The sequence below is a fragment of the Alicyclobacillus dauci genome (genome assembly GCF_026651605.1).
Lineage (GTDB): Bacteria > Bacillota > Bacilli > Alicyclobacillales > Alicyclobacillaceae > Alicyclobacillus > Alicyclobacillus dauci.
Genome location: NZ_CP104064.1, coordinates 4,109,734 through 4,132,864 on the forward strand (window position 1 = coordinate 4,109,734; position 23,131 = coordinate 4,132,864).

At 52.0% G+C, this 23,131-nt stretch carries 22 protein-coding genes; 3 read left to right on the plus strand and 19 right to left on the minus strand.

Features of this window, described 5'->3' with window-relative positions:
* Positions 1 to 48: 48 nt before the first annotated feature.
* The 3 genes from NZD86_RS20605 to NZD86_RS20615 all read right to left on the minus strand — a co-directional run bounded on the left by NZD86_RS20605 (position 49) and on the right by NZD86_RS20615 (position 4,481).
* Positions 49 to 681 (minus strand): YktB family protein, encoded by a 633-nt coding sequence (locus tag NZD86_RS20605; RefSeq protein WP_268043935.1) that lies wholly within the window; start codon positions 679 to 681, stop codon positions 49 to 51.
* Positions 682 to 833: 152 nt separating this feature from the next.
* The gene (locus tag NZD86_RS20610; RefSeq protein WP_268043936.1) at positions 834 to 2,198 is read right to left on the minus strand and encodes a ribonuclease H-like domain-containing protein; all 1,365 of its coding nucleotides are present in this window, start codon (positions 2,196 to 2,198) and stop codon (positions 834 to 836) included.
* A gap of 3 nt (positions 2,199 to 2,201) precedes the next feature.
* Entirely contained in the window at positions 2,202 to 4,481 is a 2,280-nt protein-coding gene (locus NZD86_RS20615) for a DEAD/DEAH box helicase (RefSeq protein ID WP_268043937.1), read from the minus strand.
* A gap of 270 nt (positions 4,482 to 4,751) precedes the next feature.
* On the opposite strand from NZD86_RS20615, the gene NZD86_RS20620 reads away from it, so the two are divergent.
* The gene (locus NZD86_RS20620; protein ID WP_268043938.1) at positions 4,752 to 5,333 is read left to right on the plus strand and encodes an RsfA family transcriptional regulator; all 582 of its coding nucleotides are present in this window, start codon (positions 4,752 to 4,754) and stop codon (positions 5,331 to 5,333) included.
* On the opposite strand, the gene NZD86_RS20625 is transcribed toward NZD86_RS20620, so the two are convergent.
* The 8 genes from NZD86_RS20625 to mutY form a co-directional block, all read right to left on the minus strand.
* Positions 5,330 to 5,806, minus strand: a complete 477-nt coding sequence (locus tag NZD86_RS20625) for a DUF402 domain-containing protein (protein WP_268046986.1) — start codon at positions 5,804 to 5,806, stop codon at positions 5,330 to 5,332. The two genes, NZD86_RS20620 and NZD86_RS20625, sit on opposite strands and share 4 nt — an antisense overlap.
* 5 nt (positions 5,807 to 5,811) lie before the next feature.
* Positions 5,812 to 6,936: a sporulation integral membrane protein YtvI gene (gene ytvI / locus NZD86_RS20630; RefSeq protein WP_268043939.1), complete on the minus strand. Its 1,125-nt coding sequence runs from the start codon at positions 6,934 to 6,936 to the stop codon at positions 5,812 to 5,814.
* 27 nt (positions 6,937 to 6,963) lie between these two features.
* A complete protein-coding gene (locus tag NZD86_RS20635) occupies positions 6,964 to 7,152 on the minus strand; it encodes a hypothetical protein (RefSeq protein WP_268043940.1) in 189 nt (62 codons plus the stop codon).
* Positions 7,153 to 7,323: 171 nt separating this feature from the next.
* The gene (locus NZD86_RS20640) at positions 7,324 to 7,755 is read right to left on the minus strand and encodes a hypothetical protein (protein ID WP_268043941.1); all 432 of its coding nucleotides are present in this window, start codon (positions 7,753 to 7,755) and stop codon (positions 7,324 to 7,326) included.
* 83 nt (positions 7,756 to 7,838) lie between these two features.
* On the minus strand, positions 7,839 to 8,531 hold the full coding sequence (locus NZD86_RS20645; RefSeq protein ID WP_268043942.1) for a FadR/GntR family transcriptional regulator: 693 nt from the start codon (positions 8,529 to 8,531) through the stop codon (positions 7,839 to 7,841).
* A gap of 119 nt (positions 8,532 to 8,650) precedes the next feature.
* Positions 8,651 to 11,059: a leucine--tRNA ligase gene (gene leuS, locus NZD86_RS20650; protein WP_268043943.1), complete on the minus strand. Its 2,409-nt coding sequence runs from the start codon at positions 11,057 to 11,059 to the stop codon at positions 8,651 to 8,653.
* A 442-nt stretch (positions 11,060 to 11,501) separates the two neighbouring features.
* Positions 11,502 to 12,149, minus strand: coding sequence for a Bax inhibitor-1/YccA family protein (locus tag NZD86_RS20655; protein ID WP_268043944.1), 648 nt, complete (start codon positions 12,147 to 12,149; stop codon positions 11,502 to 11,504).
* A gap of 21 nt (positions 12,150 to 12,170) precedes the next feature.
* Positions 12,171 to 13,337, minus strand: coding sequence for an A/G-specific adenine glycosylase (gene mutY, locus NZD86_RS20660; protein WP_268043945.1), 1,167 nt, complete (start codon positions 13,335 to 13,337; stop codon positions 12,171 to 12,173).
* Between the two features lie 87 nt (positions 13,338 to 13,424).
* Here mutY and NZD86_RS20665 point away from each other — a divergent pair, with 87 nt between their 5' ends.
* On the plus strand, positions 13,425 to 13,691 hold the full coding sequence (locus tag NZD86_RS20665; protein ID WP_268043946.1) for a hypothetical protein: 267 nt from the start codon (positions 13,425 to 13,427) through the stop codon (positions 13,689 to 13,691).
* A gap of 131 nt (positions 13,692 to 13,822) precedes the next feature.
* On the opposite strand, the gene NZD86_RS20670 is transcribed toward NZD86_RS20665, so the two are convergent.
* From NZD86_RS20670 to NZD86_RS20705, 8 genes are all read right to left on the minus strand, one after another.
* On the minus strand, positions 13,823 to 14,338 hold the full coding sequence (locus NZD86_RS20670; RefSeq protein ID WP_268043947.1) for a DUF402 domain-containing protein: 516 nt from the start codon (positions 14,336 to 14,338) through the stop codon (positions 13,823 to 13,825).
* A 90-nt stretch (positions 14,339 to 14,428) separates the two neighbouring features.
* Entirely contained in the window at positions 14,429 to 14,974 is a 546-nt protein-coding gene (locus NZD86_RS20675; protein WP_268043948.1) for a hypothetical protein, read from the minus strand.
* Positions 14,975 to 15,059: 85 nt separating this feature from the next.
* Entirely contained in the window at positions 15,060 to 15,323 is a 264-nt protein-coding gene (locus NZD86_RS20680) for an HPr family phosphocarrier protein (protein ID WP_268043950.1), read from the minus strand.
* Positions 15,324 to 15,419: 96 nt separating this feature from the next.
* Positions 15,420 to 16,361, minus strand: a complete 942-nt coding sequence (whiA, locus tag NZD86_RS20685; protein WP_268043951.1) for a DNA-binding protein WhiA — start codon at positions 16,359 to 16,361, stop codon at positions 15,420 to 15,422.
* 13 nt (positions 16,362 to 16,374) lie between these two features.
* Positions 16,375 to 17,535 (minus strand): gluconeogenesis factor YvcK family protein, encoded by a 1,161-nt coding sequence (locus NZD86_RS20690; RefSeq protein WP_326492609.1) that lies wholly within the window; start codon positions 17,533 to 17,535, stop codon positions 16,375 to 16,377.
* A 3-nt stretch (positions 17,536 to 17,538) separates the two neighbouring features.
* Positions 17,539 to 18,405, minus strand: coding sequence for an RNase adapter RapZ (gene rapZ, locus NZD86_RS20695; RefSeq protein ID WP_268043952.1), 867 nt, complete (start codon positions 18,403 to 18,405; stop codon positions 17,539 to 17,541).
* Positions 18,405 to 18,938 (minus strand): NUDIX domain-containing protein, encoded by a 534-nt coding sequence (locus NZD86_RS20700; RefSeq protein WP_268043953.1) that lies wholly within the window; start codon positions 18,936 to 18,938, stop codon positions 18,405 to 18,407. The genes rapZ and NZD86_RS20700 overlap by 1 nt, the downstream gene beginning before the upstream one ends.
* Before the next feature lie 283 nt (positions 18,939 to 19,221).
* Complete coding sequence (locus NZD86_RS20705) at positions 19,222 to 20,952, minus strand: tetratricopeptide repeat protein (RefSeq protein ID WP_268043954.1); 1,731 nt, start codon at positions 20,950 to 20,952, stop codon at positions 19,222 to 19,224.
* 270 nt (positions 20,953 to 21,222) lie between these two features.
* On the opposite strand from NZD86_RS20705, the gene argS reads away from it, so the two are divergent.
* The gene (gene argS / locus NZD86_RS20710; RefSeq protein WP_268043955.1) at positions 21,223 to 22,923 is read left to right on the plus strand and encodes an arginine--tRNA ligase; all 1,701 of its coding nucleotides are present in this window, start codon (positions 21,223 to 21,225) and stop codon (positions 22,921 to 22,923) included.
* The last annotated feature ends 208 nt before the right edge of the window (positions 22,924 to 23,131 follow it).

The following is a 23,131-nucleotide window of genomic DNA, read 5'->3' on the forward strand; positions in this document are numbered from 1 at the left end:
TCGGTGCGCAAACCAACGACACCCTAATGTATGCTCGGCACCACACACTTAAGTCAAGCTTCCTGGCGTCAATTGGTATAGAGGAACGAGCTTTTCCATGACGTCTTCCGCGTTCGCCAGAAAACGCTCCCCGTCCCAATCCACGACTTGCTCGCGCGGCCATCTCGCACCAACGAGCAACTCTGCCTTCTTTACGGTCTGCAACCGTTTCGCAAATTGCACAATCTGTGGCTCATCGACATCTGACCCGGGAATGGATTCGGGACTTGTATGATCCGGAATCCAGACAAACTGCTCCGGGAGCATATCATGTACGAGTGCCGCCTTCTGTTCCAATGTGACGCCGAATGATGATTTATTCGGTGCTTCGTAAATATAGCCAAACGTGACAAACATATGTGTCTGCCACAAACCGATTTGAAAGTGCTGGTGTTGTTTGTAACCCCGGGCATTTGTGCTGAAGGCCACCCACGTGTCGTTCGGTGGATTGACCGTACGGCGTGCATGCTTGGCAACATGTGCGTAGACTTCGTCACCAATGCGTGGGGCCAAGTAGGACTGAAAGTGTGTGCCGAGCACTTCCAGTTTCGGCCGCACGTGTGTTTTAATGGCGTCCATTCGAGCATCCAAACCCGGGACAGAGAATACGTCAAAATCTTCGTCGTGAAATCCAGAAAACACGGGAACAGTCCTCCACTCCACTGCGTTATCTATAACACTAGACAAGACCTAAGTCGTGTGCAAGCGGCAGACCAACGAGAATTCGAAAACATTTTATCAGTCAATCCTGTAGCGACAGGCATCCCTATGAGATCAGCCAATCACAGGGCATTTTAATCTCGCTTCAGCCGCGATCTCTTTCGTTCAATTCGCTGTATTCGGTGCTTCAGCGCAACTGCGAGCGGATCAGCTGGAGTCTGGCCCAAACTGTCGTCGCTTGATGAAACACGGTGTGGAATGTGGAATGTTGGCTGCTTCACTTGAACGATCCGCCGCAAAGCTTCTTCTGCGGTTTGCAGAGCGAGATCGAGATCCTTTTGGCGGTGCTCGTAACACTTGGCCAGTTCAACGAGCGGCTCAATATGATCTGGGTATTCGCGTGCCATCGTCCACCAGACTTGGCATGCCGCATGGTCATCGCGCCGCCGTTTGAGAAACATGCTGTACAGCCAGTGTGATTTCCAATCGGCGTCCGATGCTGATACAGCAGCTTCATAAGATGCGCCAGCTGCGTGAATGTCGTGCCAGGCATCATACCATGTCGCCAGCGCGATGTGTGTCTGGGATGGAAGATCCTTCTGTTCCCCATTCAAGAGCCTTGCGATGGCAACCTGCAACGTCACAAGTGAACAAACATCGAGCACGTTGTGCCCAAACACAGGCTCGACGTCCCGAACATCGCGCGTATCGAGATAGCGAAAGTACCTTTCCGGTGCTTCGCCGCCAGGTAAGTCGTCAATGCGGGTGAGGCCCAATACGTGTTCCTCGAGATCGACCAGCTTGACGCGAGAAAGTTGGCCTTTGAACAAACGGCGACTTGGATGAAGGAGATCCAGTTGCACTCGCTCAAGGCGCGGAAACTGATGCATCACCCTGCGATTCTGTAACAACGGCCAATCAAACGATTTGCCATTGAAGGTTACAATGATGGCGTCATCCAGTAAATGGTTCTCGCCGATTGCAAACAGTACAGCTGCCTCCGCGTCATAGTCATCGACGAAGTACTGTGTAACAATAAATTCGTCCTCATCAATACACCCAATCGTATGCAGAAAGGGAAACGTCCCCGCGCCGGTGCCCAGTCCATTCGTCTCAACATCGTAGAAGCGAAGACGCTCCACATCAATTTGGGACTTTGCCAACTTTGACAACCCTGCAAAGTCAGTAGCAAGGATATCAGCAAACAGATAGTGTCCATGTTTGGTGTACAGATCAAATGACGTTTTACGGCGCCAACAGCGTCCATACGGTGTCAGGCAAGGCTCAAATGCGGCCTCTGACAAAGACCGCTCCGGTGATAGTTCCTCTGTCCTGCCAGAATCCGCTTCGGCAAAGGTCGCCTTGTTCTCAGCAAGATGACGGAGAACTTCGTTTGAATCGCCGCTCGGATGATCATTCGCTGATGGCGCGGTCGATTGAACGTTCTGGCGAACAGACTGCTCCAGAGAACGCAACCTGTCCATTAAGCTCCTTCCCATGGACTACGCCTCCTGCAGTTCACTCATGTCTGACAAGGACGATTTCAACAGCAACATGACGCGTTGCTTCAGCTCCTCATCTGGCGTTCCTGGCCCAACGCAGGAGGGGCAGCCATCCGAACACTCGCAATGACGAACCATGTCGAAAGCAGAGGAAAGGATCTGATCTCTATCGCGATAGATCCGCTCAGACAGCCCAATCCCCCCCGGGTACGCATCATAAATGTACAAAGTTGGGCGGGCACGGAGCGGATCGCGGACTTGAACAGTTACGTGTAAATCCGGCTGCGAACACATGCAGTGCAGTGCTGCAGCATGCTTGAGCACATGTCCCATACCCTTTAACGCACTTTCCCACGTGTCTTGATCAAAATTGAACGCATCAGGGTGCCAACTACACCAGTAAGAGGTGGTATGCAATTCCGCCTCAGGCAAGTGAATACGGCCCCAACCGAGATTTTCGTGCGTATCGAACTTGATTTTCTTGAACAATGTAGGCGTCGCGTTGACAGCCACTTCACCAAATGTGTGAACAGCCCGATCGGCATCCTCCATCTGCTCAAGTTCATCCAGCACTTGCAGACGCACCGCCAATTCCGCATCCGTGTAGTAATCCGCGTCGACGGCACGGACAAAAGCCTTACCGTTATCCAAATCAAGCCGCTCCACTTGAAATGACCTGGACTGGTGAAGATAGATGGCTTCCTCGTGAAGTGTCGTCAGCGCACTGAACCGGTCGGTCTCACCAATGACTTGAGGGCGGGGACTTGTCTCGTCGATGATGACGACATTTTCCTGGGCAGCACTCCGTAGCGACACCCCGTGACTCGGCAATGCATCCGCCATCCAGTAGAACTTTTGGTCCCGCCCTTTGTGTAAAACTCGAGTGTCTGCAAGGTATTCCAACAATTCACTCGTGGTTTCGACAGAAAACGACTCAGTTGCTGCAAACGGGATCTCGTACGCCGCACACTTTAGGTGATCCATCAAGATTAACAGGTTATCTGGGTAGATTCGGGCGGATTCCGGCGAGGCATCTAGCACGGCTTCAGGATGGTGGACAAGGTATTGATCCAGTGCTGAAGCATTGGCGATGTACATGGCCAGAGAAACGCCTTTGCGCCTCCCAGCGCGCCCGCTCTGCTGCAGGACAGAAGCGATGGACCCCGGATATCCGACGGTGATGGACGCATCAAGAGAACCGATATCCACGCCGAGCTCCAGTGCGTTTGTACTGACCACGCCCCGCAATTGACCGCTTCTCAGGCCTCGCTCGATGGCCCGCCGCTCACTGGGCAAATAGCCGCCTCGGTAACCGACGATGCCGCCCTGTAAGCGCTCCTTGGCGTCACCCTTGAGGTACGATGACAGGACCTCGACTTGTGTTCGTGTCTTCACGAACGCAATGGTGGCAATGTCCTCATGCAACAGGCGACCTGCGATCCGGCGGGCAACCTGAAGACTAGACTTACGAAGACCGAGTTTTTTGTGGACAATGGGGGGATTGTATAGAAGCGTGTGTCGCTCTCCCTGTGGCGCACCAGACTGATCGATCACGTGGACCGCTCTGCCCGTTAACAAGTGAGCGAGCTCACCCGGGTTCTGAATGGTGGCTGAACTCATAATGTATTGCGGTTTGGAGCCATAAAATGCGCAAATCCGCTCCAGTCGCCGAAGCACGTTGGCAAAGTGGCTGCCAAACACCCCGCGGTAGATATGGGTTTCGTCCACGACGATGTATTTAAGGTTCTCGAACAACCGCAACCACTTCGTGTGGTGCGGCAAAATGGCCGCGTGCAGCATGTCTGGATTGGTGACAACAATATGCCCCGCCTCGCGAATTTTCTGCCTCGCGTGCATGGGCGTGTCACCGTCGTACGTGAAGGAATGAATTTCTGTACGAACGTGATCGATGAGTTCGTTCAACTCGGCAACCTGGTCCTGCGCAAGTGCCTTAGTCGGAAATATGTACAGTGCTCTCGCGGATTTATCTTCGCAAACGGCGTTGAGGACAGGCAAGTTGTAACAGAGAGTCTTACCGCTCGCGGTTGGTGTGACAATCATCGTGTCACGCCCCTCGCGAACCGCTTGCCAAGCTTCATCTTGGTGGCTGAACAGTTGGTTAATCCCCCGTTTGCTGAGAGCTTCCAGGACCTCCGGATGAACTGTGCGCGGTATGGACCGAAACTGTCCTGGTTTTGCCTCAGTGACCCTCCACGCGGCGATCTGCTCCATAAACGAAGCATCTCTTTCCCATTCACCCAGCAGTTGTTCCAAATTCATCCTAGTGCACCTCTCTATCACAAAAAAACAGGTTGTACAGCCGTTCATGTGACATCATTCGACGGAAAAACACGAACTCCTGTTCGTGTTTTGTCGAAAATGACAAGCTTGACAAGCCCATCATCAAGATGTTTCTACGAAATTTGAGTGGAAATGGTCACGATTTCGAAAATCAATCATAGCATGATATTGAACAGCCCATAGAGGCTCGGTATGAATCTTGTACATCATGGAAATAAAGTATAGTACAGACTAGAGGGAGGAATCACCTTGCAAACGGTAGAAAAATGGGCTTCTCGCTCAGATGCGTGGACACCTGACGACGATACGCGTTTAGCGGACCTAGTTTTGCAACATATCCGGAGTGGCAGCACTCAATTGAAAGCATTCGAAGAAGCGGCAAGTTTGCTAGGACGAACGCCGGCCGCCTGCGGTTACCGTTGGAACGGCGTCGTTCGCAAGGATTACCGCACAGAAATAGCCGCTGCGAAACAAGCTCGCAAAAACGCGGGATCGATAGTTGTTGCAACGATTGTCTCTGAATCCCCCTCCACAGAGACGATTGATACCAGTGCGACAAGTGAGTCGATGAAAGACGTCATCGAATTCCTACAAACATATGACGCTCAATATCAGAAACTACGGACATACTTAACCCAGATTGAGAAAGAAAAACACGCACTTGCTGCGCAAGTCGAATCCTTGCAGGAACAACTATCTTCACAGCAAACAACCATTGAGAAATCAGTCAGCCCCGAACAACTCGAAGAGGACTCTCGAACATTATTCGCTATTATGGAACGTGCTCGACGACTCTTGGGTGACAGCAATCGCGCGCATTCAGACAGTTAATTGAACTGGTAGTGATATAAAGCCCGCCATCGCAACGCGGTGGCGGGGTGAAACGGGCCCCACCGGTTCTCGGCCAACGACATTAACGTGGTTGCTGCAGTCTGGGCATTTTCAATCCACTCAGACTGATACGCAACTTTACGCTCATCAAACTCTCTTCTGTCCACGACCTCAGCTTGTCCACCTGTAACGACAACATCTAAATCCAAATCCACAAAGACAACATCGTTCCCTATGACAGGTGGCAGGGTGACGTTACAGTAATAGTCCGTGCCTGTTTCTTTTAGCAACATGAACACTTGAAAAAATGAACGCGGCCAAAAGAAAGCCACAACCGGATAGTCACTGGACCAACTGGTCCCATCTGACTCCAGAACAGGCGACTTGGGGGAAATGAGATAGATCCCCCTGCTCACGGTCTTGCGAACATTCAACCATGTTCTGTGTATCGATCCGTCCGTATGCACACTCACAAGCTTCAAGACCCGGCTCCTCCCCTCGACTCATCTTCCACCTCCGTAAAATGAGGTAACAAATCAACGAAGAGATGTGTACGGAGTAAACCTTTCGCACCAATGAGTAAAATCGGCCCAATAAATAATCCGACAACTCCAATTAACTTTAAACCAACATATAAAGCAAACAGGGTGGACAGCGTATCCAAGCCTACGGACTCCGCCAGTATCTTCGGTTCGACCATGTGCCGTATGAGCGAAATGACGAGTTGGAGCCCGATCACTTTAATAGCCATGGATACATCACCGAGAAGAAGTGCACCAATCGCCCAAGGAACCGTCAACAGGGCTGATCCCAGCATGGGAACGAGTCCAGTTAGCGCAAATAGGATGCCGAGCAAGACAGCGTATGGGATTCCCAGAACATACATGCCAATGACACCGAGGACAGCCGACATGCACATTAAGATAAATTGGACGCGAATCGTTCCCAAAAATGCTCTCGACATGTCACTTAAAATGCTGTTTAACTTTTTGTCCCAACCGGGTGGAACAATTCGAAAGAACGACTTCATCATGCGTTCTCGCCGAAGAAGTATGAAAAACGTTGTGACAACACCAATAACTCCGACAAACAATGTCTCGGGCAAATGTGCAAACGAACCCAGTACGGATGATACAAATCTACTCACGGAGGCCTCGATACCACGTGCAAACTGCTGGAGCGTCGTGTCAATTTGATTGGAAAGTTGAGTTGGTAATTGTCCGTAGAGGACTTGCGTCGCAACTAACTTTTCTTGAATAAAGTTACTCTCAACATGGACAAACGCTTGACTGTTTACAAGGAACGCCGACGCCTCGCGTGCGGTGCCAATGACAATACCCGCCGATACAGCAAGAACGAGCGCAACCGTGCAAACGAGAACGATGAGCACGGCAGTCAAGCGTGGAATGGACCGGTGCTCCATCCATCGCACGATCGGTATCAACAGAATGGCAAAAATCCACCCAATGACAAACGGTAGAATGTATTTCATTAAAAACCCGAGCAAAAGCGCGAATACCACAATAAAAGCAAGCATCAAGAAGACTTCTAAAACCCGCCAATAATACCGGCGCAATTCTAATTGATGACGAGTTGCTCGCAAACGAAAGTCTCCTTCCAGGGGACCAGACTACGATTGTGGACGGGGCATGACTCGGCGCTTCGCAACGAAACCGCAAGCGGCTAAAACGACTGCGAGGACGAAGAACAGCGTTGCTAACCACCCATGTCCCTGTGCCATCATGACTGATCCAAGTGCGAAACAGACCATTGTGAAAAGAGCAAAGAGGAAAAACAGAAAACGAACTGACGCGGACACGTAGAACCCTCCTATGTGTACAATTTATGTAATAATTTAACTCAGGATAACGTGCACAAATAGTTTAGTGGATCGCTAACATGATACCACAAGCATGCACGAAAAGACGGGATTTCAACTCGAGAGTCGAAATCCCGTCCAGGCATCAGAATTTTAAGATCAGTCAAGCAATTAGGATGCTGATACTTGAACAAGCAAGTGCGTGTGGACCTGTTTCCACACTTCTTCAAGATCCGATGAAACGACAACTTGATGTGCACCGCATCGACGGTAAATCGGCGTACGGGCGACGTCAGATGTGACGACCAGGACATGACGCACACGTGCATCCCTTAGGGTCTGAGCAAGAAGCGCCGTTCTCACGAAGTCATCTTTAGATTCGTGCACGATGGCGACATCAAATGATTCCTCTTCAACGGCTCGTTTGACCGGTATACGATGCGCAGGTGCATGAATAATCCGCCCTGGATACCATGAATGAATGATTTTATGAGTTTCCTCAAAACAATCTAGAATCCGAATGTCAATTCCGTCCACGAGGGCATTATCCACATATGGCTTTTCCTCTGCGTGAAATGAAGCAACGAGCAATTTAGGTGCCATAAAAGAATCAACCTTTCAACGATCGGCTGATAGCGCTTACATTTATAGTTTACACTATATCTCGTCGCTTTTAAAGCGCTTTCTTAAATTTTGGGCCGACGGCTTTGTCGAGCCATTTGCAGCAGGTGTTCTCCGTACCCGTACATAATTTCACGCGCAACGTCCGGTTGTTCCATTTGTACGGCGTCATAGACCGCGCGACAGGTCTTTAATCCCAGCTCCCGCTTGGGACTCAACAGTCGAAGACTGCTTCTCAGGGCCTCTTGAAGCACGCGAAAGGTGTTTTCTAATACCGCATTGTCGGCACACTCAGCAAGCACGGCATAGAAGTGTAGTTCACTGGCGATTCTGTGTTCACTGTGTCGGCTGCTTGCCTCTAAGTCAAACAGTGCGCGCGACAGGGCAGAATAATCCTGTTCGGACCGCCGTTTGGCAGCCGCCGAGGCAATGGCGGCCAAGATAGCGGTCTGAAGTTCAATTAAGTCCTTTACTTGGTCGGTCCCGAGCAGAACTGCCGCATCCAGCGGTTGCATCCACATTTCAACGCTGGCCGTACGTACATATGTCCCATCGCCGTGGCGAAACTCCACCAGTCCTTGTCCGCGCAAGGACCCCAGTGCTTCACGGACAGTTGCCCGACTGCAGGCGAACTCCTCAGCCAGTGTCTTTAACGGAGGAAGTCTGTCCCCCGGCAACAGTCCACCATTCTCTATCATTACCCGAATTTGTTCAGCGATTTGCATATACAGTTTTTGTCCACGGGATTGTTCAGCCAATGCAAATCCTCTTCTCCAGCACAAATGGGCAGGAACAACGTCCCGCCCATTTCGTATTCGCGCTTTACTAATCATTTCCTTCCACAGTGTCCAGTGCTACAGTGCCCAGCGTGAACGGATTACCCCTTAACTACAATGTTGACGAGCCGACCCGTGACGTAAATTTCCTTGACGATTTGTTTCCCGTCCAACCACTCTGCCATTTCGGGGAGTTCCTTTGCCACACGGATAGCCTCAGCTTGCGACACGTCTGCAGGCACAGTGACTTTGGAACGAACACGTCCGTTCACCTGTACCGCAATTTCCACTTCGTCGTCTTTCAACCATTTTTCTTCATACGTGGGCCAAACACTCTCGAAGACGGATACCTTATGGCCAAGCATTTCCCACAACTCTTCTCCGAGGTGAGGTGCAAACGGTGCGATACAGACGGTCAACGTTTCCAACGTCGCTTTGTCCAGACCTGCTTTAGCCTCGGTCGTGAGGGCGTTCAGATATTCCATAAATGCGCTCACGGCTGTGTTAAACCGGAAGCTTTCCATCCGTTCCGTCAGGGCTGCAACAAAGCGATGCCGAAGTTTCGTCAAAGAATCTCGTTCGGCAACCGGACTCGTAGAATGTGCTGCGACCAGTCGATAGACGCGTTGCAAGAAGCGAGACACGCCTTCCAAGCCGTTTGTATTCCACTCTGCCTCGTCCTCCGGCGGCCCAACGAACATTTCGTACATCCGAAGTGCATCCACACCGTAATCGCGGATGATGTCATCGGGATTGACGACATTCCCCTTTGATTTGCTCATCTTCGCGCCATTTAAAGTGATCATACCTTGTGTAAACAGTCGAGTGAACGGTTCGTTGAACTGGATCAAACCGAGATCGTATATGAATTTTGTGTAGAATCGCGAATACAATAGGTGCAACACCGCATGTTCGACACCGCCGATGTACATGTCCACAGGCAGCCAATAATCAATAGCTTCCTTGGAGAACGGCGCTTCGTTGTTGTGGGGATCGGCGTAACGTAAGAAATACCAGCACGATCCCGCCCATTGCGGCATCGTATCTGTTTCCCGACGAGCCGGCCCGTGACACTTCGGACAGCTGGTGTGAACAAACTCCTCGATGGCCGCGAGCGGCGATTCTCCCGTGCCGGTCGGTTCGTACCGTTCGACGTCCGGCAACCGGATGGGCAGTTCCTCCACGGGAACAGGTACGATGCCGCACTTTTCGCAGTGGACAATCGGGATCGGTTCGCCCCAATAGCGTTGCCTTGCAAAGACCCAATCGCGTAGACGGTAGTTGACGGTCGCCTCCGCTTGGCCAGATTTCTTCAGCAACTCGATAGCTGCTCGTTTTCCCACATCCACGGACAGTCCATTTAGGCTCTCTGAGTTGATGAGGACCCCGTCCCCCGTATACAACCCTTCTGCAGGTCCATCACTGCCCTCTACAACCTGAATGATCTCCAGCCCAAACTGCTCTGCGAACTCAAAGTCGCGCTCATCATGCGCCGGAACTGCCATGATAGCGCCTGTACCGTAGTCCATGAGCACGTAGTCAGCGATCCACACAGGCAGCTTCCTGTCCACCAGCGGATGCTTGACGTACGCTCCTGAGAATACACCCGTCTTGGTCTTGTCGACAATTTGCCGCTCGATGTTGGACTTGTGCATCGCCTCTTGAACATACGCGTCGACAGCGTCCTTTTGCTCCGCGGTAGTGATTTTCTCGACGAGCGGGTGCTCAGGTGCCAAGACCATGTACGTCGCACCGTAAATGGTGTCCGGGCGGGTGGAAAAGACTTCGATCTCGTCGTCGTGATCGACCAACTTGAAACGAATTCTCGCACCTTCACTGCGGCCAATCCACGCCCGTTGCATCCGCTTCACATGCTCTGGCCAATCCAGGTCGTCCAAGTCATCCAACAGCCTGTCCGCATATGCGGTGATTTTCAGCATCCACTGGTACATTTCTTTTTTCGTCACTTCGGAGCCGCACCGCTCACACTTGCCGTCCACGACTTCCTCGTTGGCCAGACCGGTCTTACAGGACGGGCACCAGTTGATAGGCATTTTCTTCCGATAGGCCAAGCCCCGTTCGTACATCTTGACGAAAAAGTATTGTGTCCAGCGATAGTATTCGGGGTCCGTCGTGTTAATCTCTCGATCCCAATCGTACATGGCCCCGATTTCCTCAAGCTGACGCTTAAAATTCGCTACATTCTTCTCTGTTGCAATCCGCGGGTGTACGCCGTGCTGAATGGCATAGTTTTCTGCAGGCAGCCCGAATGCGTCCCAACCCATTGGATGTAAAATCTCGTAACCGTGTAGCCGCTTGAATCGACTCCACACGTCGGAAATTGTATATCCGCGCCAGTGGCCGACGTGTAGCCCGTTACCAGAGGGATACGGGAACATATCCAAACAGTAATATTTCGGCTTTGCATCGTTTTTGTTGGCCTGGTGCACACCGCTTTCCTGCCAACGACTTTTCCATTTCTCTTCGATCCGTTTTGACTGATACTCCATGACTAATCCTCCTGAAATAGCGGCTAGGCGTCCCAGCGAACTGTGAACCTTCCGCGCAACCTTCATGCAAAAAGCCCCCCGTCCATATAGGACGAGAGGCATGATTCCCGCGGTACCACCTACGTTGAAGGACACAAGTGTGTCGCTTCCACTCACCCGTAACGCCAGGTTCGCGTCCCATCCTACACGAAATTCGTTCGGATGAGCTCCTTCACACCGAGTTTGTTGGGGGCGCTCCTGGTTTGCACCAACCACCAGGTCTCTATATGTCGACCACATTTTTGTGATTCCCTCGGAACCGAAAATGATGACGCGATCAAACACGAATTAGTGCCAATCCAACCGTTGCTGTGCTGCATAGGATTTTACATGTCTTGTTCTCCAGTATACCCATCTCAGTAACGTTTGCAACCGGGCTTTTTCACTCCAGTGCAGAGCACCATCAGCGCCGATCCGACGACCCCAAAACGCCCATCAAGCGAAGAACAAACAGGAACAGATTGACAAAGTCCAAGTACAGTGAGAGCACTACCCACGGGACCTGTTGCTCCGCAATTCCGTAGCGAGCGATTCGGTTCACATCAAACAGGATGTACCCGATAAAAATGGCAATTCCGAGCAGTGAGTAAATGAGACTGGCAAGGGACGAAAAGCCAGTGAACAGAGAAACCAGCCCCATGAGCAAAATCGCCATCAGGCCCACGAACAAAAAACCGCCGAGAAACGAGAAATCAAGTGATGTCCGGGATGCCACGATAGCTGCGATGAGAAACGATCCGGCTGACACCGCCAATGCCTTTAGAACCAGACCGGCGCCAAGCGTCATCGCGTACTGGTGAACAATGGGCCACAGGGTCACGCCCGAGATGAACGTAAACGCGTAGACAAAGCCGAACCCAATGGCTTTCTTTCTCTGCCGAAACATCGCAACAAAAATCATGACGAGTTCGACCAAACTGAGAACCGCAATCATCCCCATGGGAATTTGCGTGCCCACACCGACGCCGACCAAGGCAGCAAGCAGCGTGCCAAATAGACCAAAGAAAACACGTCCAAGCAATCTGTTCTGTGACAGGGTATAAGCTTCCATTTTGACGCCTCCGTTTCTAGGTCACCGTGTGACGAGGTCCCGAGTGGCAACGTCCACTCCCAGGATCTCGTGTAAAATCTTTTCATACACTTTCGGCCATACCAAACGTTGTAAATCATGAATTGGTACAAACTCTGCACCCTGTAAGTCACCTTGTCCAGACTTGATATCATGATAACCAACAGGCCGCATGACACAAACGCGCCATTCGAGGTGCGTGAAAATGTGCTTCGCTTCCGCAATTTGCGCAAATTGGAGAAGTCCATCTGTGCCCTCGCGAACCTCGTTGGCCACCTTGATGCCGTTCCCCGGAAACAATTGGTCAAGGCGACTTTCAGCCGCGGCGAGCATGGCCTGTGGCGTCGCTTCATCTACACCGAGTTCAACATGGGGCAATTGCCACATGCCGGCCAAAAGCCCATCGCTTCCCCGCTGTTCGACGACTAATTCACCGTTTTGTTCCACCCAAAGTGCCACTATAACGCGCTGTTTACGTTTTTTCTTAGGCCGCTTTCGAGGCAACTCATCCACTTGCCCCGTGCTCCGTGCGGTGCATTCATCCTGGACGGGACAAACTAGGCACTGTGGTCGCCGCGGCGTACATACTGTTGCACCGAGCTCCATTAGAGCTTGCGTAAACAGCTTTGGAACACTGTGTTCGACAGCAGTTTGAACGTGATTCGTGATGTCCGCTTTCACATGCTTGTCATCAATTGGATCAGCTATTCCTAAATACCTCGACATCACTCTGAGCACATTCCCATCCACCGCCGCAACAGGCTGGTTATAGGCGATACTCATGACCGCGCCTGTTGTGTAGGGTCCAACGCCAGGTAGTGCCTGTACCTGTTTCGTGTCTTGAGGGATGATGCCGCCGTGATCGGAAACAACGGTTTGCATTGCCCGTTGCAGGTTCCGAGCCCGAGAATAGTAACCTAGACCTTGCCACAACTTCATGACGTCCGCTTCATCCGCTTCCGCCAGCGCCCGAATGTCGGGATATCGGCGGAGAAAACGATGGTAATAGGGAATAACGGTTTCCACACGCGTTTGCTGGAGCATTGTCTCACTGACGAGAATGCGATATGGATCCGATGTTTCACGCCATGGCAGTGGCCGTTTGTGGAGTTCGTACCACGATACAAGCTTATGCCCGAAGTCGACCAGGCTTTCCGAGCTCTTCCGCAATTCCTTGAAAATCCTCCTTTAATGAAGGTACAAGTTCATTATACAAACCGAAAACGAGGACAGAATAATTGACGAGGGGGTGCTTCCATGTTTGGTTTGATGAACACCGTGGCTAACTCTATGCGTTACCGGATGATGCCAAGGCGGAGAAACGGTATGGGTACCATGACCGCATTAGTCGTTGGTGCCAGTGTTGGGATTGCCGCTTGGGAAGCCGTGCGGAAAACCAATATGGGTTCGCGTATGGGTGGATCTGCGAGTGGATCTGCAAGCGGCTCTGCGGGCGGATCGTCGAAGTCACAGGGCGTGGCATCCAACATTGCAGAGGAAGTCATGCGGGAAATCGAAAGCTGAATTTGGGACAGCGCTCGGTGGGGCAGAGTTGAGAAACTCTGTCTCCTTTTCTATGCTATTTGGTTGTCCGACTGAAGGTCTCGATCACCAAACGACCGTCCGTTCGCCGGACAACACATTTCGAGAGCATGTCACAAGTGACGACGATGAATTCCGTATTTATGTTTCCACACTTGATAAGACAATCGACTGCGCTTCATGCTGTCCACAAATTTCTGCGTATTCTCCAACACGCGCCTTGCCTCGGCCATACTCACCTGTCTGGAGAACAAAGCTTCTCCAAATTCCTCAAGGTCAATGACGTGGTAGTACGATCGCTCGTATAGGAGCACGTCCACATACATATCCTCAACGTAGATATACTCCTGGTCTTCCCATACCTTGACGAGATCGACGTAGTGATCAAACCGAAGTCTCGGGTGTTTGATAGGCACCCCTTGATTTAGACAGGTACTAACCGCAATCCCCCACTGTGGATATATCTCTCGCAGGTGATTGCTGTATCCGTGTTCGAATGCAGGACGTTGGACGACCACTAGGCCCGGTCGACGAAAGAACTTTTCGATTGTAAATGTTTCATTTGACCGATCAATTCCACGTTCCTCACGCTTGTGAATCTGTTGAACGCGGCCTGCTCGTAGCGCCACACACGCCCCTCCTCAGTCCGTAAAGCCACTCTTCACTATAGGTTACCATGACTTGATAAAAACACAAAGTCATTGTCACCCTGTGATGTGTCAACGGAAGAAGCGTGGACGCTGTTTTTTTGCAGGACGAAAACGACGGGTCTGCGAAGTTTTCCCGAGGCCCGAGAGGATGGAAGAAGCGGGTGATTGCTTACGCATGTGCATTCGTTTTTTGCGTCCGACCTTCATTCGGTACATGATGAGCCAGAGAGACAGGCCCGCGAACAGAAGCATAATGGCGTACCAAATGGGCGGAGCGCTTTCGAGAGGTTCGGCAAATGTGAGGGAGCCAGGACTGGCGCTTTCGAGCACGACGAACTGGCCGTCGGCTCCGAACAATTTCGAGGTTGGAGGCAACACCGCCGTCTGTCCGGACGATGTATCGTAAAATCGCAGATACCCTTCCTCGTCCTCACCGCCATATCGCCAACTATTGATGACAGACTCTCCGATGGTCACCTCGTGGTACAGAGGATTGCGTGCCACAAAAGGCATGACCCACCGGTAAGCCTCAAACACCGAAAAACATGCGACAAAAAGCAATATCAAGTAGACAGGAACGGGCAGACGCCGCCGCTTACCAAGGCGCACCTTCATGCAGTAGACCCCCTTGTCTGAGCCCATAACCTAGTCTATGACCAAGCTTATGTGGACAGAACGGGGTGCACGACTTGCCCTCGTGTCAGTTTAGTTGTTCTGTTTGAACAAATTGAGCCAATTGTGTGGCGGCCTGTTCTTCATCCGATCCGTTTGCACGGACGACAATCATCTGTCCGGACGCAACCGCGAGGGACATGACGCCCATGATACTCTTCGCGTTTACCGTTCTTCCGTCTTTCTCCAAAAACACTTCGGATCGGAAGCGGTTGGCAGCTTGCACAAAGTTCGCAGCAGCCCGCGCAAAGAGTCCTCCCTGCAATTTCACTTCAACTTCGAGTTGAACCATCGTGATCACCAAACTTCTCTGTATATTGCCTTACAGTATAGCACGGAAAAATCCAGTACAACAGCGATATGTCGCACAATTATGACGACATTCTGACTATGCGGTTCCGCCTGCGCGCAAGTTCTGCGCAATGTCCTCGATTTTTTTAAACCGGTGGTTCAGTCCCGACTTGGAAACACGATTTCCAAGGCGTTCACACAACTCCTGGAGATTCGCCTCCGGATATTTCAGCCTTAGCTCAGCGACCTCGCGCAAGTGGTCAGGGAGTTGGCCAAGGCCCATTCGATGATCCACGTAGCGTATCATTTCTATCTGTCGAACAGCCGCCGCAATGGTCTTGTTCATGTTTGCGGTCTCGCAATTGACGAGCCTATTTACCTGGTTGCGCATCCCTTTGAGTATGCGTCTGTCCTCAAATTTTAACAGCGCTTGAACGGCGCCGATCAAATTTAAGAAGTCAACAATCTTCTCGCCCTCTTTAAGGTACACAATGTATCCCTTTTTGCGCGGCGTCTGTCTTGCGTGAAGTTCAAACTCGTTCATCAAAAAAAGCACTTGATTTGCGAGTACATGTGCACCCACGTACATCTCTAAATGGTACGAGGAACTGCCTGGTGCATTGACCGATCCGCCCGCTAAAAATGCCCCCCGCAAAAACGCTCTCCTGCAGCAATCTTCCACTGGCAGCGGGCATTCTGGCGCAACCGGACCATCCGACATTTCTCCCTGCCACCCGAGCTCGTGTAAAATGCTTTCAGCTTGCGGACCAGGCAGGCGAATGGCGTAGACGTTGTTCTTTTTCAACCGCATTTTCTTTCGAACAATGACTTCCGGTCGACTGTCGAATTGTTCCTTCAGCGATGTATAGATTCGGCGGGCTGTTGCGACGTTTTCCGTCTCAACGATCATCTGTCGACGTCCATCCACAGATACAAAAAAGGCACCAAGAGCCAGGATGGCACGTAATTCACTCTTCGCGCAACAAGCGTTTTCTTCAATTTGAGTGAGTTCTTTTTTTGTATCAGCTGCAAACGACACGGCAGTTTCCCTCCTATCCCCGCCGTCTATCGCGCTCGTATCCCATCAGGCTCACGACTTGTTCAGCAATTTTCCGACTGTCGTGACGAGCATAAGTCGCGTAGTGAACGAAATCCCGTGCCACCACTTTCAGCCCAATTCGGTTCAATTCCTCGATATCGACACGAACCGGATAGCTGTGTTGTGCTTGATATTGTTGCAAAGCTTCCTCTGGAAGCGGCGCAGCGTTGACTAAGACGTAGTCGAATAAATCATCGCCCACGTGTCGGTAAATGGCCTTCACATGGCTTGACGCGGACAAGTCATCCGTCTCACCCGGCTGTGTCATGACGTTGCACACATAAATCTTGCGTGCGTTGCTCTTTCGAATTGCATCGGCAATGCCAGGTACCAATAAGTTCGGAAGAACGCTCGTATAGAGACTCCCGGGGCCCACTACAATGGCGTCCGCTGATTCGATCGCTTTCAGGACTTCAGGTAGAGGTTCTAGTTCGCTCGGTACAAGTTCGAGCCGTTCAACCTCACCGCCCGCTTCCGGAATATTGGACTCTCCTTCAACGACGGTCCCATTTGTTAAATACGCCCGAAGACGTACATCTTCCTTCACGGCAGGTAAAACTTGCCCCCGCACGGCGAGAACTCGACTGGTTTCCCGAATAGCGGACTCAAAATCCCCCATGATGTGTGTCATGGCCGCCAAAAACAGATTTCCAAAGCTGTGACCCTCGAGCCCTTCCCCCGACGGAAAGCGAAACTGCAACAAGCGTTCGAGCAACGGTTCCGTATCAGCCATTGCAACGAGACAGTTGCGGATATCGCCTGGCGGAGGCATGGCAAAATCATTCCTCAGACGTCCGGAGCTGCCGCCATCATCGGCGACGGTGACAACGGCTGTCAAATCGACTTGAAATTCTTTCAACCCGCGCAAAATGGTGGACAACCCCGTGCCGCCACCCATTGCTACGATTTTCAGCCGCCGCTCTTCCCACTTCGCCTGTCTTCTAGCTTGTCGAATGTCCGACCACCAGCCGAACGCGAGCAGCACGATGGCCGCAACCAGGACGGCGATACCGAGTGCAACTGCGTGCGGCCACCTCGAAAGCCGCAGAACGCCCGCGAGGATACCTACCCCGAAACAGGCGATGGTCCACGCGAGTAACCACCACTGGCGCATGGATTATCCCTCCCTGCCCCGATCACGGTGAGTCAACTCCACATCCGCAGTCTGTCGTAGATGATTGGCGATATGTTTGGCGATTGCGACGGATCGATGCTTGCCGCCAGTGCAGCCAACGCCGACAACGAGGTGGCTCTTCCCCTCACGGTGATACTCCGGCAGCAGAAAGTCGAGCATGTCCTCTGCCTTGGAAACAAACTGCTGTGTCGCAGGCCACTGCATGACATAATCGTACACAGGCTGGTCTTCCCCCGTAAATGGCCGCAACTCATCAACATAGTGCGGATTAGGTAAAAATCGAACGTCGAAAATCATATCGGCGTCCAGGGGGACCCCATACTTAAACCCAAATGAAACCACATGAACGGGCATCCGGGCAGCATGCGCGTGAAATCGGCGGGTCAACTCCTGTTTGAGCGTCCCGGTCGCCATATCACTCGTGTCGATCACGATATCCGCAGCGCGACGAACAGCAGCTAAAACCGTCCGCTCCTGCTGAATGCTTTCCGGTAGCCTCGATCCTGGTGAAAGCGGATGACGTCGGCGAGACTCCTTATATCGGCGAACAAGTGTTGCCTCGTTCGCGTCTAAGAATACCAGCATCGTATCCATATCTTTGCGTTGACGTAGCTCTTCAACAGTTAGCAGCAGCGGTTCAAACAGTGCACCGCCGCGCAAATCGCACGCGAATGCCACTTTGTTGAGCGAGCCCGATGCGTGCTCAGCCATATCTAACAGCCGTGGCATCAAAGCGGGCGGCAAATTGTCCACACAGAAGAAACCAACATCTTCAAGGGCTTGCATTGCGACGGATTTCCCTGCACCAGACATACCGGTCAGAATCACTGTTTGCAGGCGCGCTGTCATCACGTCTCTCCCCCAGTCAGTAACGAAGAATCAAACGGTATGGGATAGTTTCCTGGGTCTATCGTCCAACTCTCTACCTGATGATCCGAATCATATGAAAAACGCCCGAAGAATACGACCCCATCTCCACGCATCTCGGCGGCTAGTGTATGATAGACCATCAACCGATCACCCTCGTCCATCGGCAAGTTCCCGATTTCCCCCGCCTTGATGACCGAAAGTTTTCCCTCGCGATGCTCGTCGAGTAATGTACCACTGGCTCCGTGCCCGACGAACTGGGCAATGATGCGTTCTTTGGCGTGACTCTCTTGACCCGCAGCGATGCTGACACGATAAATCCCTCGGAGCGTCGCGTCAGACAAGGTAAGACCCGATTCTTCGCTGAACTCACGCATGGCACCATGCCGCCACAATTCGTCGTCCTCTACTTTCCCGCCCGGCAAATACCACCAGCCGCGACGCGGCTTCTGCAGCATGACGAAGCCGTCCTGCCATGGCACAAAACAGTTGACAATAATTTGCAACCCGTCCACCTCACTCGTGAAAAGAATAGCATGTCAATAATCGATTCACCAGTTGAGAAGCCTCAGCGGTGGAATGGGAGAACACAAAAAAGCGGGCGCCCAGCCAGGCGCCCAAATGAAATATGTTAAAAGGGGGTCAAATGTGCTACATCTGTATCCTAACCTTCCCATATTTCAAACGTGTTACAAACCCATTAAAAAATTGTGACAGCCTGATTTTTTTCTCGCGGTTCACGTAAATAGTGTATCCGACCGCGGGCCCCCATGGGGGTCGGACACCCCTAAATAGCGATCATATTCCAGCCGACAGCAGGATCTGTTCCAAGCGAAGACTGCATTTTCGAATCGATGACGGCGCCACCTTGAATTCTTCAGCCAATTCGCGTTGGACGACCGGAACGCCAAAATACCGCAGGGTGATATAAAGCAGACCTGCCACCCATATATCTGTCTTTCCAATCCGGCGATTTACATGCAAAAACATATCATACAAGTAAGTAAGCCAAAGGCGCTTCGCTTCGGGAATCAATCGCCCTAAATGATGTGCCTCAAGCCATCCCTCGGTTCGTTCCCAGACTGCGCGCCAGTTCGGATTCAACTCGAAAATAATATTTGAGTCCACCTCTTCAAGCTGAATCTCTTGCCACTCGCCGTTCACATTGATGTGGACGGTTCCCTGTGCGTTGATGCGCTTCAACGCAACCAGCGCATGAAGACGTGACGTCGCGTCAATGTCATTTCGGCCAACGAACAACCGCAATGCTTTCTCCGCATCGCTGTCGGCGACAACCGCCAAAGCCCGAATGACGCGCCGACGAGTCTCGTGGTTCCCGTGGCGCAGGCCCCAGTAGAGCGAGGCACGTACAAGCGGATCGCGACGCCATGCATCTAAGTCGTCGTCTTTCAGCTTATCCTTCACTTCAGCCAGTTGCGCTTCAACAGGTAAATCGAGTTGATAGCTCACTCGCCAATCAACATCAGCCGCGCTGCGGGCCTCTGCCAAACGGCGGAGATAATATTCGCCCACGGCTCGATAATCAATGTCACGCACGAGTTGACTCCAGTACCGTTCCGCAATGGCCCACTGCCTACTGTTCGCCGCTGCCGCTGCCGCGGCGTGAAGCAATACAGGTTCAGGCGGGGTCATGAACCGAAGCAGACGGCGAAATTTGGCCAGTGCATCCGCATGATATCCAATGATGCCGAGTGTTGTGCCTACTTTCATGGCGAGATCGTAATGGAGTGGAAACACTTTGCGCAGGGGTTCCGCTGCTGCTTCCAGCACGTCCGCCCAGCCAAAGTGCTTAATTAAAATCGCACGATTGCACAGCGCGTGAATGTTATCCGGTTGTCGATAGAGAACATCATCGGCCATGGCCAATGCCTTGTCGTGCTGCCCTGTGTAATAGTAGGCCAAGCACAGATTGTTGTACGCTGCGTAGTTTTCGGGTTCCTTTTGAATGACCTGTTCCAGCCACTCAACGGCAGCTTCAAACTGACCGTTCTCCAAGAAATACCGTCCATCTTTCGTAGCGGCGACAACATCACTCTGCCGTTTCTCTTCCTGCCACTTTTCAAACACTCGACCGCCGCCAAATTCATCCATCAAGACGCCGAGCATTTCCTCCGCATCTTCCGCGTATTCCCCGTCAGGATCCGCATCGAGATAGCGAAGTACATATTCCTCTGCCGTGTCGTATTCACCCATGTTCGCGTAGTTATTCGCGAGGTAAAATTGACACTCAGCCATATTCGGATCTAATTCGCGAAGCACATGTTCAAGTAATTCATTGGACGCTTGAAAATCGCCCATTTCAGAGAGTACACCCGCTAAGTTGCAATAGTTAACCGGGTTGTTTGGTTCGTATTCAACCGTTTTTCTGAACGCTCTGAGGGCCTTGCTCAATTCATTCCGCTGCAAAAAGCGGACGCCACGCTCAAAGAAGTATGTTGCATCAAAGTTCATCGCAATGACGTTGCTGCTTCTGTCGCCAGATTTATCGCGAGAATGACGAGTGTCCATAAGGCACCTCCTATACCACCAGTCAGTTTGTAGGTCATTTGTTGTAGCCCGCAATGATGAGCGAATCCGAGTTATGTGAACTGGTGAAAAAAGTATACCACATCTGCATGGTCGAGCGAAGTACACTATACGTTAAGCCTCATGCTATAATGTAGAATCGGTTACAGATCGGCTGGTGCATGAGTGCAGAATTGCCTGCGTACAGCCGAAAACATTGCCAACGGAAGAGTATTTGTGAGCGACGCTCAGTGGAATATAGGAGGATGATCGGTGAAGGCCGTCAAAAACACAATAGCAAAAGCACTCGTACAACCAACGGGATTAACAGAAGCCGATCTCGTTCAAATGCTCGAATACCCACCAAATCCCCAGTTGGGCGATTTGGCTCTGCCCTGCTTCAAGCTGGCAAAGAGTCTTCGGAAAAATCCTGTACAGATTGCCGAAGACCTCGCATCCATCCTGCAACAACTACCAGAAGTCGATGCGGTCAATCCAACCGGCGGCTTCTTAAATATTTCGCTAAACCGCAGTATCTTTGCACAAGACATCATTCAATCCGCGCTAACCGACACACATCGATTGTTTTCAGCGGATCGAGGCAAAGGCCTCAAAGCCGCTGTCGACTACTCATCACCGAACATCGCCAAGCCATTCAGTGTTGGACATTTGCGTTCGACGATCATCGGCGAATCCATCGTCCGTCTCATGCGCGAAGACGGCTACGAAGTGGTCGGGGTCAATCACCTAGGTGACTGGGGAACACAGTTCGGCAAGATCATCGCGGCATACTTACACTGGGGCGACGAAGACGCCGTCCGGGCCAATCCGGTTCGAGAACTGTTGAAGCTGTACGTCCGTTTCCATGACGAGGCGAAGACGAATCCGGAGCTCGAAGACGAAGGCCGCCACTGGTTTAAGGAACTCGAAGAAGGTAACGAGAAGGCAGTCCACTTGTGGCAATGGTTTATCGACGAAAGCCTCAAGGCGTTCAAAGAGACGTACGACTTGCTCGGCGTTCAATTTGATCACTATCTTGGAGAAAGTTTCTACAACGACAAAATGGAACCCGTTGTCCAGGAACTCCGTGATAAAGGTCTTCTCGTCAAAGACGAGGGTGCCGAGGTTGTCGATCTCAGCGCATACGACATGCCCCCAGCCATCATCAAAAAGTCGGACGGCACATCCATCTACGCAACTCGCGATCTCGCCGCAGCCGACTATCGCCACCGCAATTTGGGCGCGGACAAACTGGTCTATGTCGTCGGAGGAGAGCAGAGACTGCACTTCCAACAGTTGTTCAAGGTACTTGAACTCATGGGCAGATCGTACGCGAACAACTGCACACACGTGGCCTTCGGGTTTATGAGCTACAATGGAGAACGCCTCTCCACTCGCCGCGGCCATATTGTGTATTTGGAAGACGTCCTCAAACGGGCCATCGATGAGGCGCAACAGATTATCGACGAGAAGAACCCAACCTTGCCGAACAAGGAAGAAGTCGCTCGCAGCGTAGGTGTGGGTGCGGTCGTCTTCAACGATCTCAAAACCTACCGCGTCCACGACGTCGATTTCCGCTACGAAGACGTCCTCAATTTCGACGGCGAAACGGGCCCATACGTTCAATACACGCACGCACGCGCATGCAGCGTGCTCCGCAAAGCCAACAAGAGCGAAGGCGAAATCTCGTTTGTCGACAGCGGATCGATGTCTGAAACGGAGTGGGGCCTCGTCTTCCAACTCGGACAGGCAAACGAAGCCTTGACTCGGGCCGTAGACGAATACGATCCGTCCGTCATGGCCCGCTACATCTTACAAGTCTGTCACGCCTTCAATCGCTTTTACCACCACAACCCAATTCTCCAAGCGGAGGCCGATAGGCGGGATCAACGCTTAGCCCTGACCCTCGCAACGCGCAAGGTCCTGGCGAAAGCACTCTTCCTCATCGGACTGGATGCCCCGACGGAGATGTAAGGTCGATGCTGGCGCCGTCGGCGCGCTGGGGCGGCCGGCGGGTGCCGGTGCACGGCCGGGCCGTGCGAGTGGCGCGGGCCGCGCGCCGTGGCTGATCCAGGTGCCGGTACACGGCCGAGCCGGGCGGCGCCGGCCTTTGTAATGCGGGGGCTGTCCCATGGTGGAAGCCCCCCTTGTCATGTATTCAGTTAAGTATGGGTGATGGCGA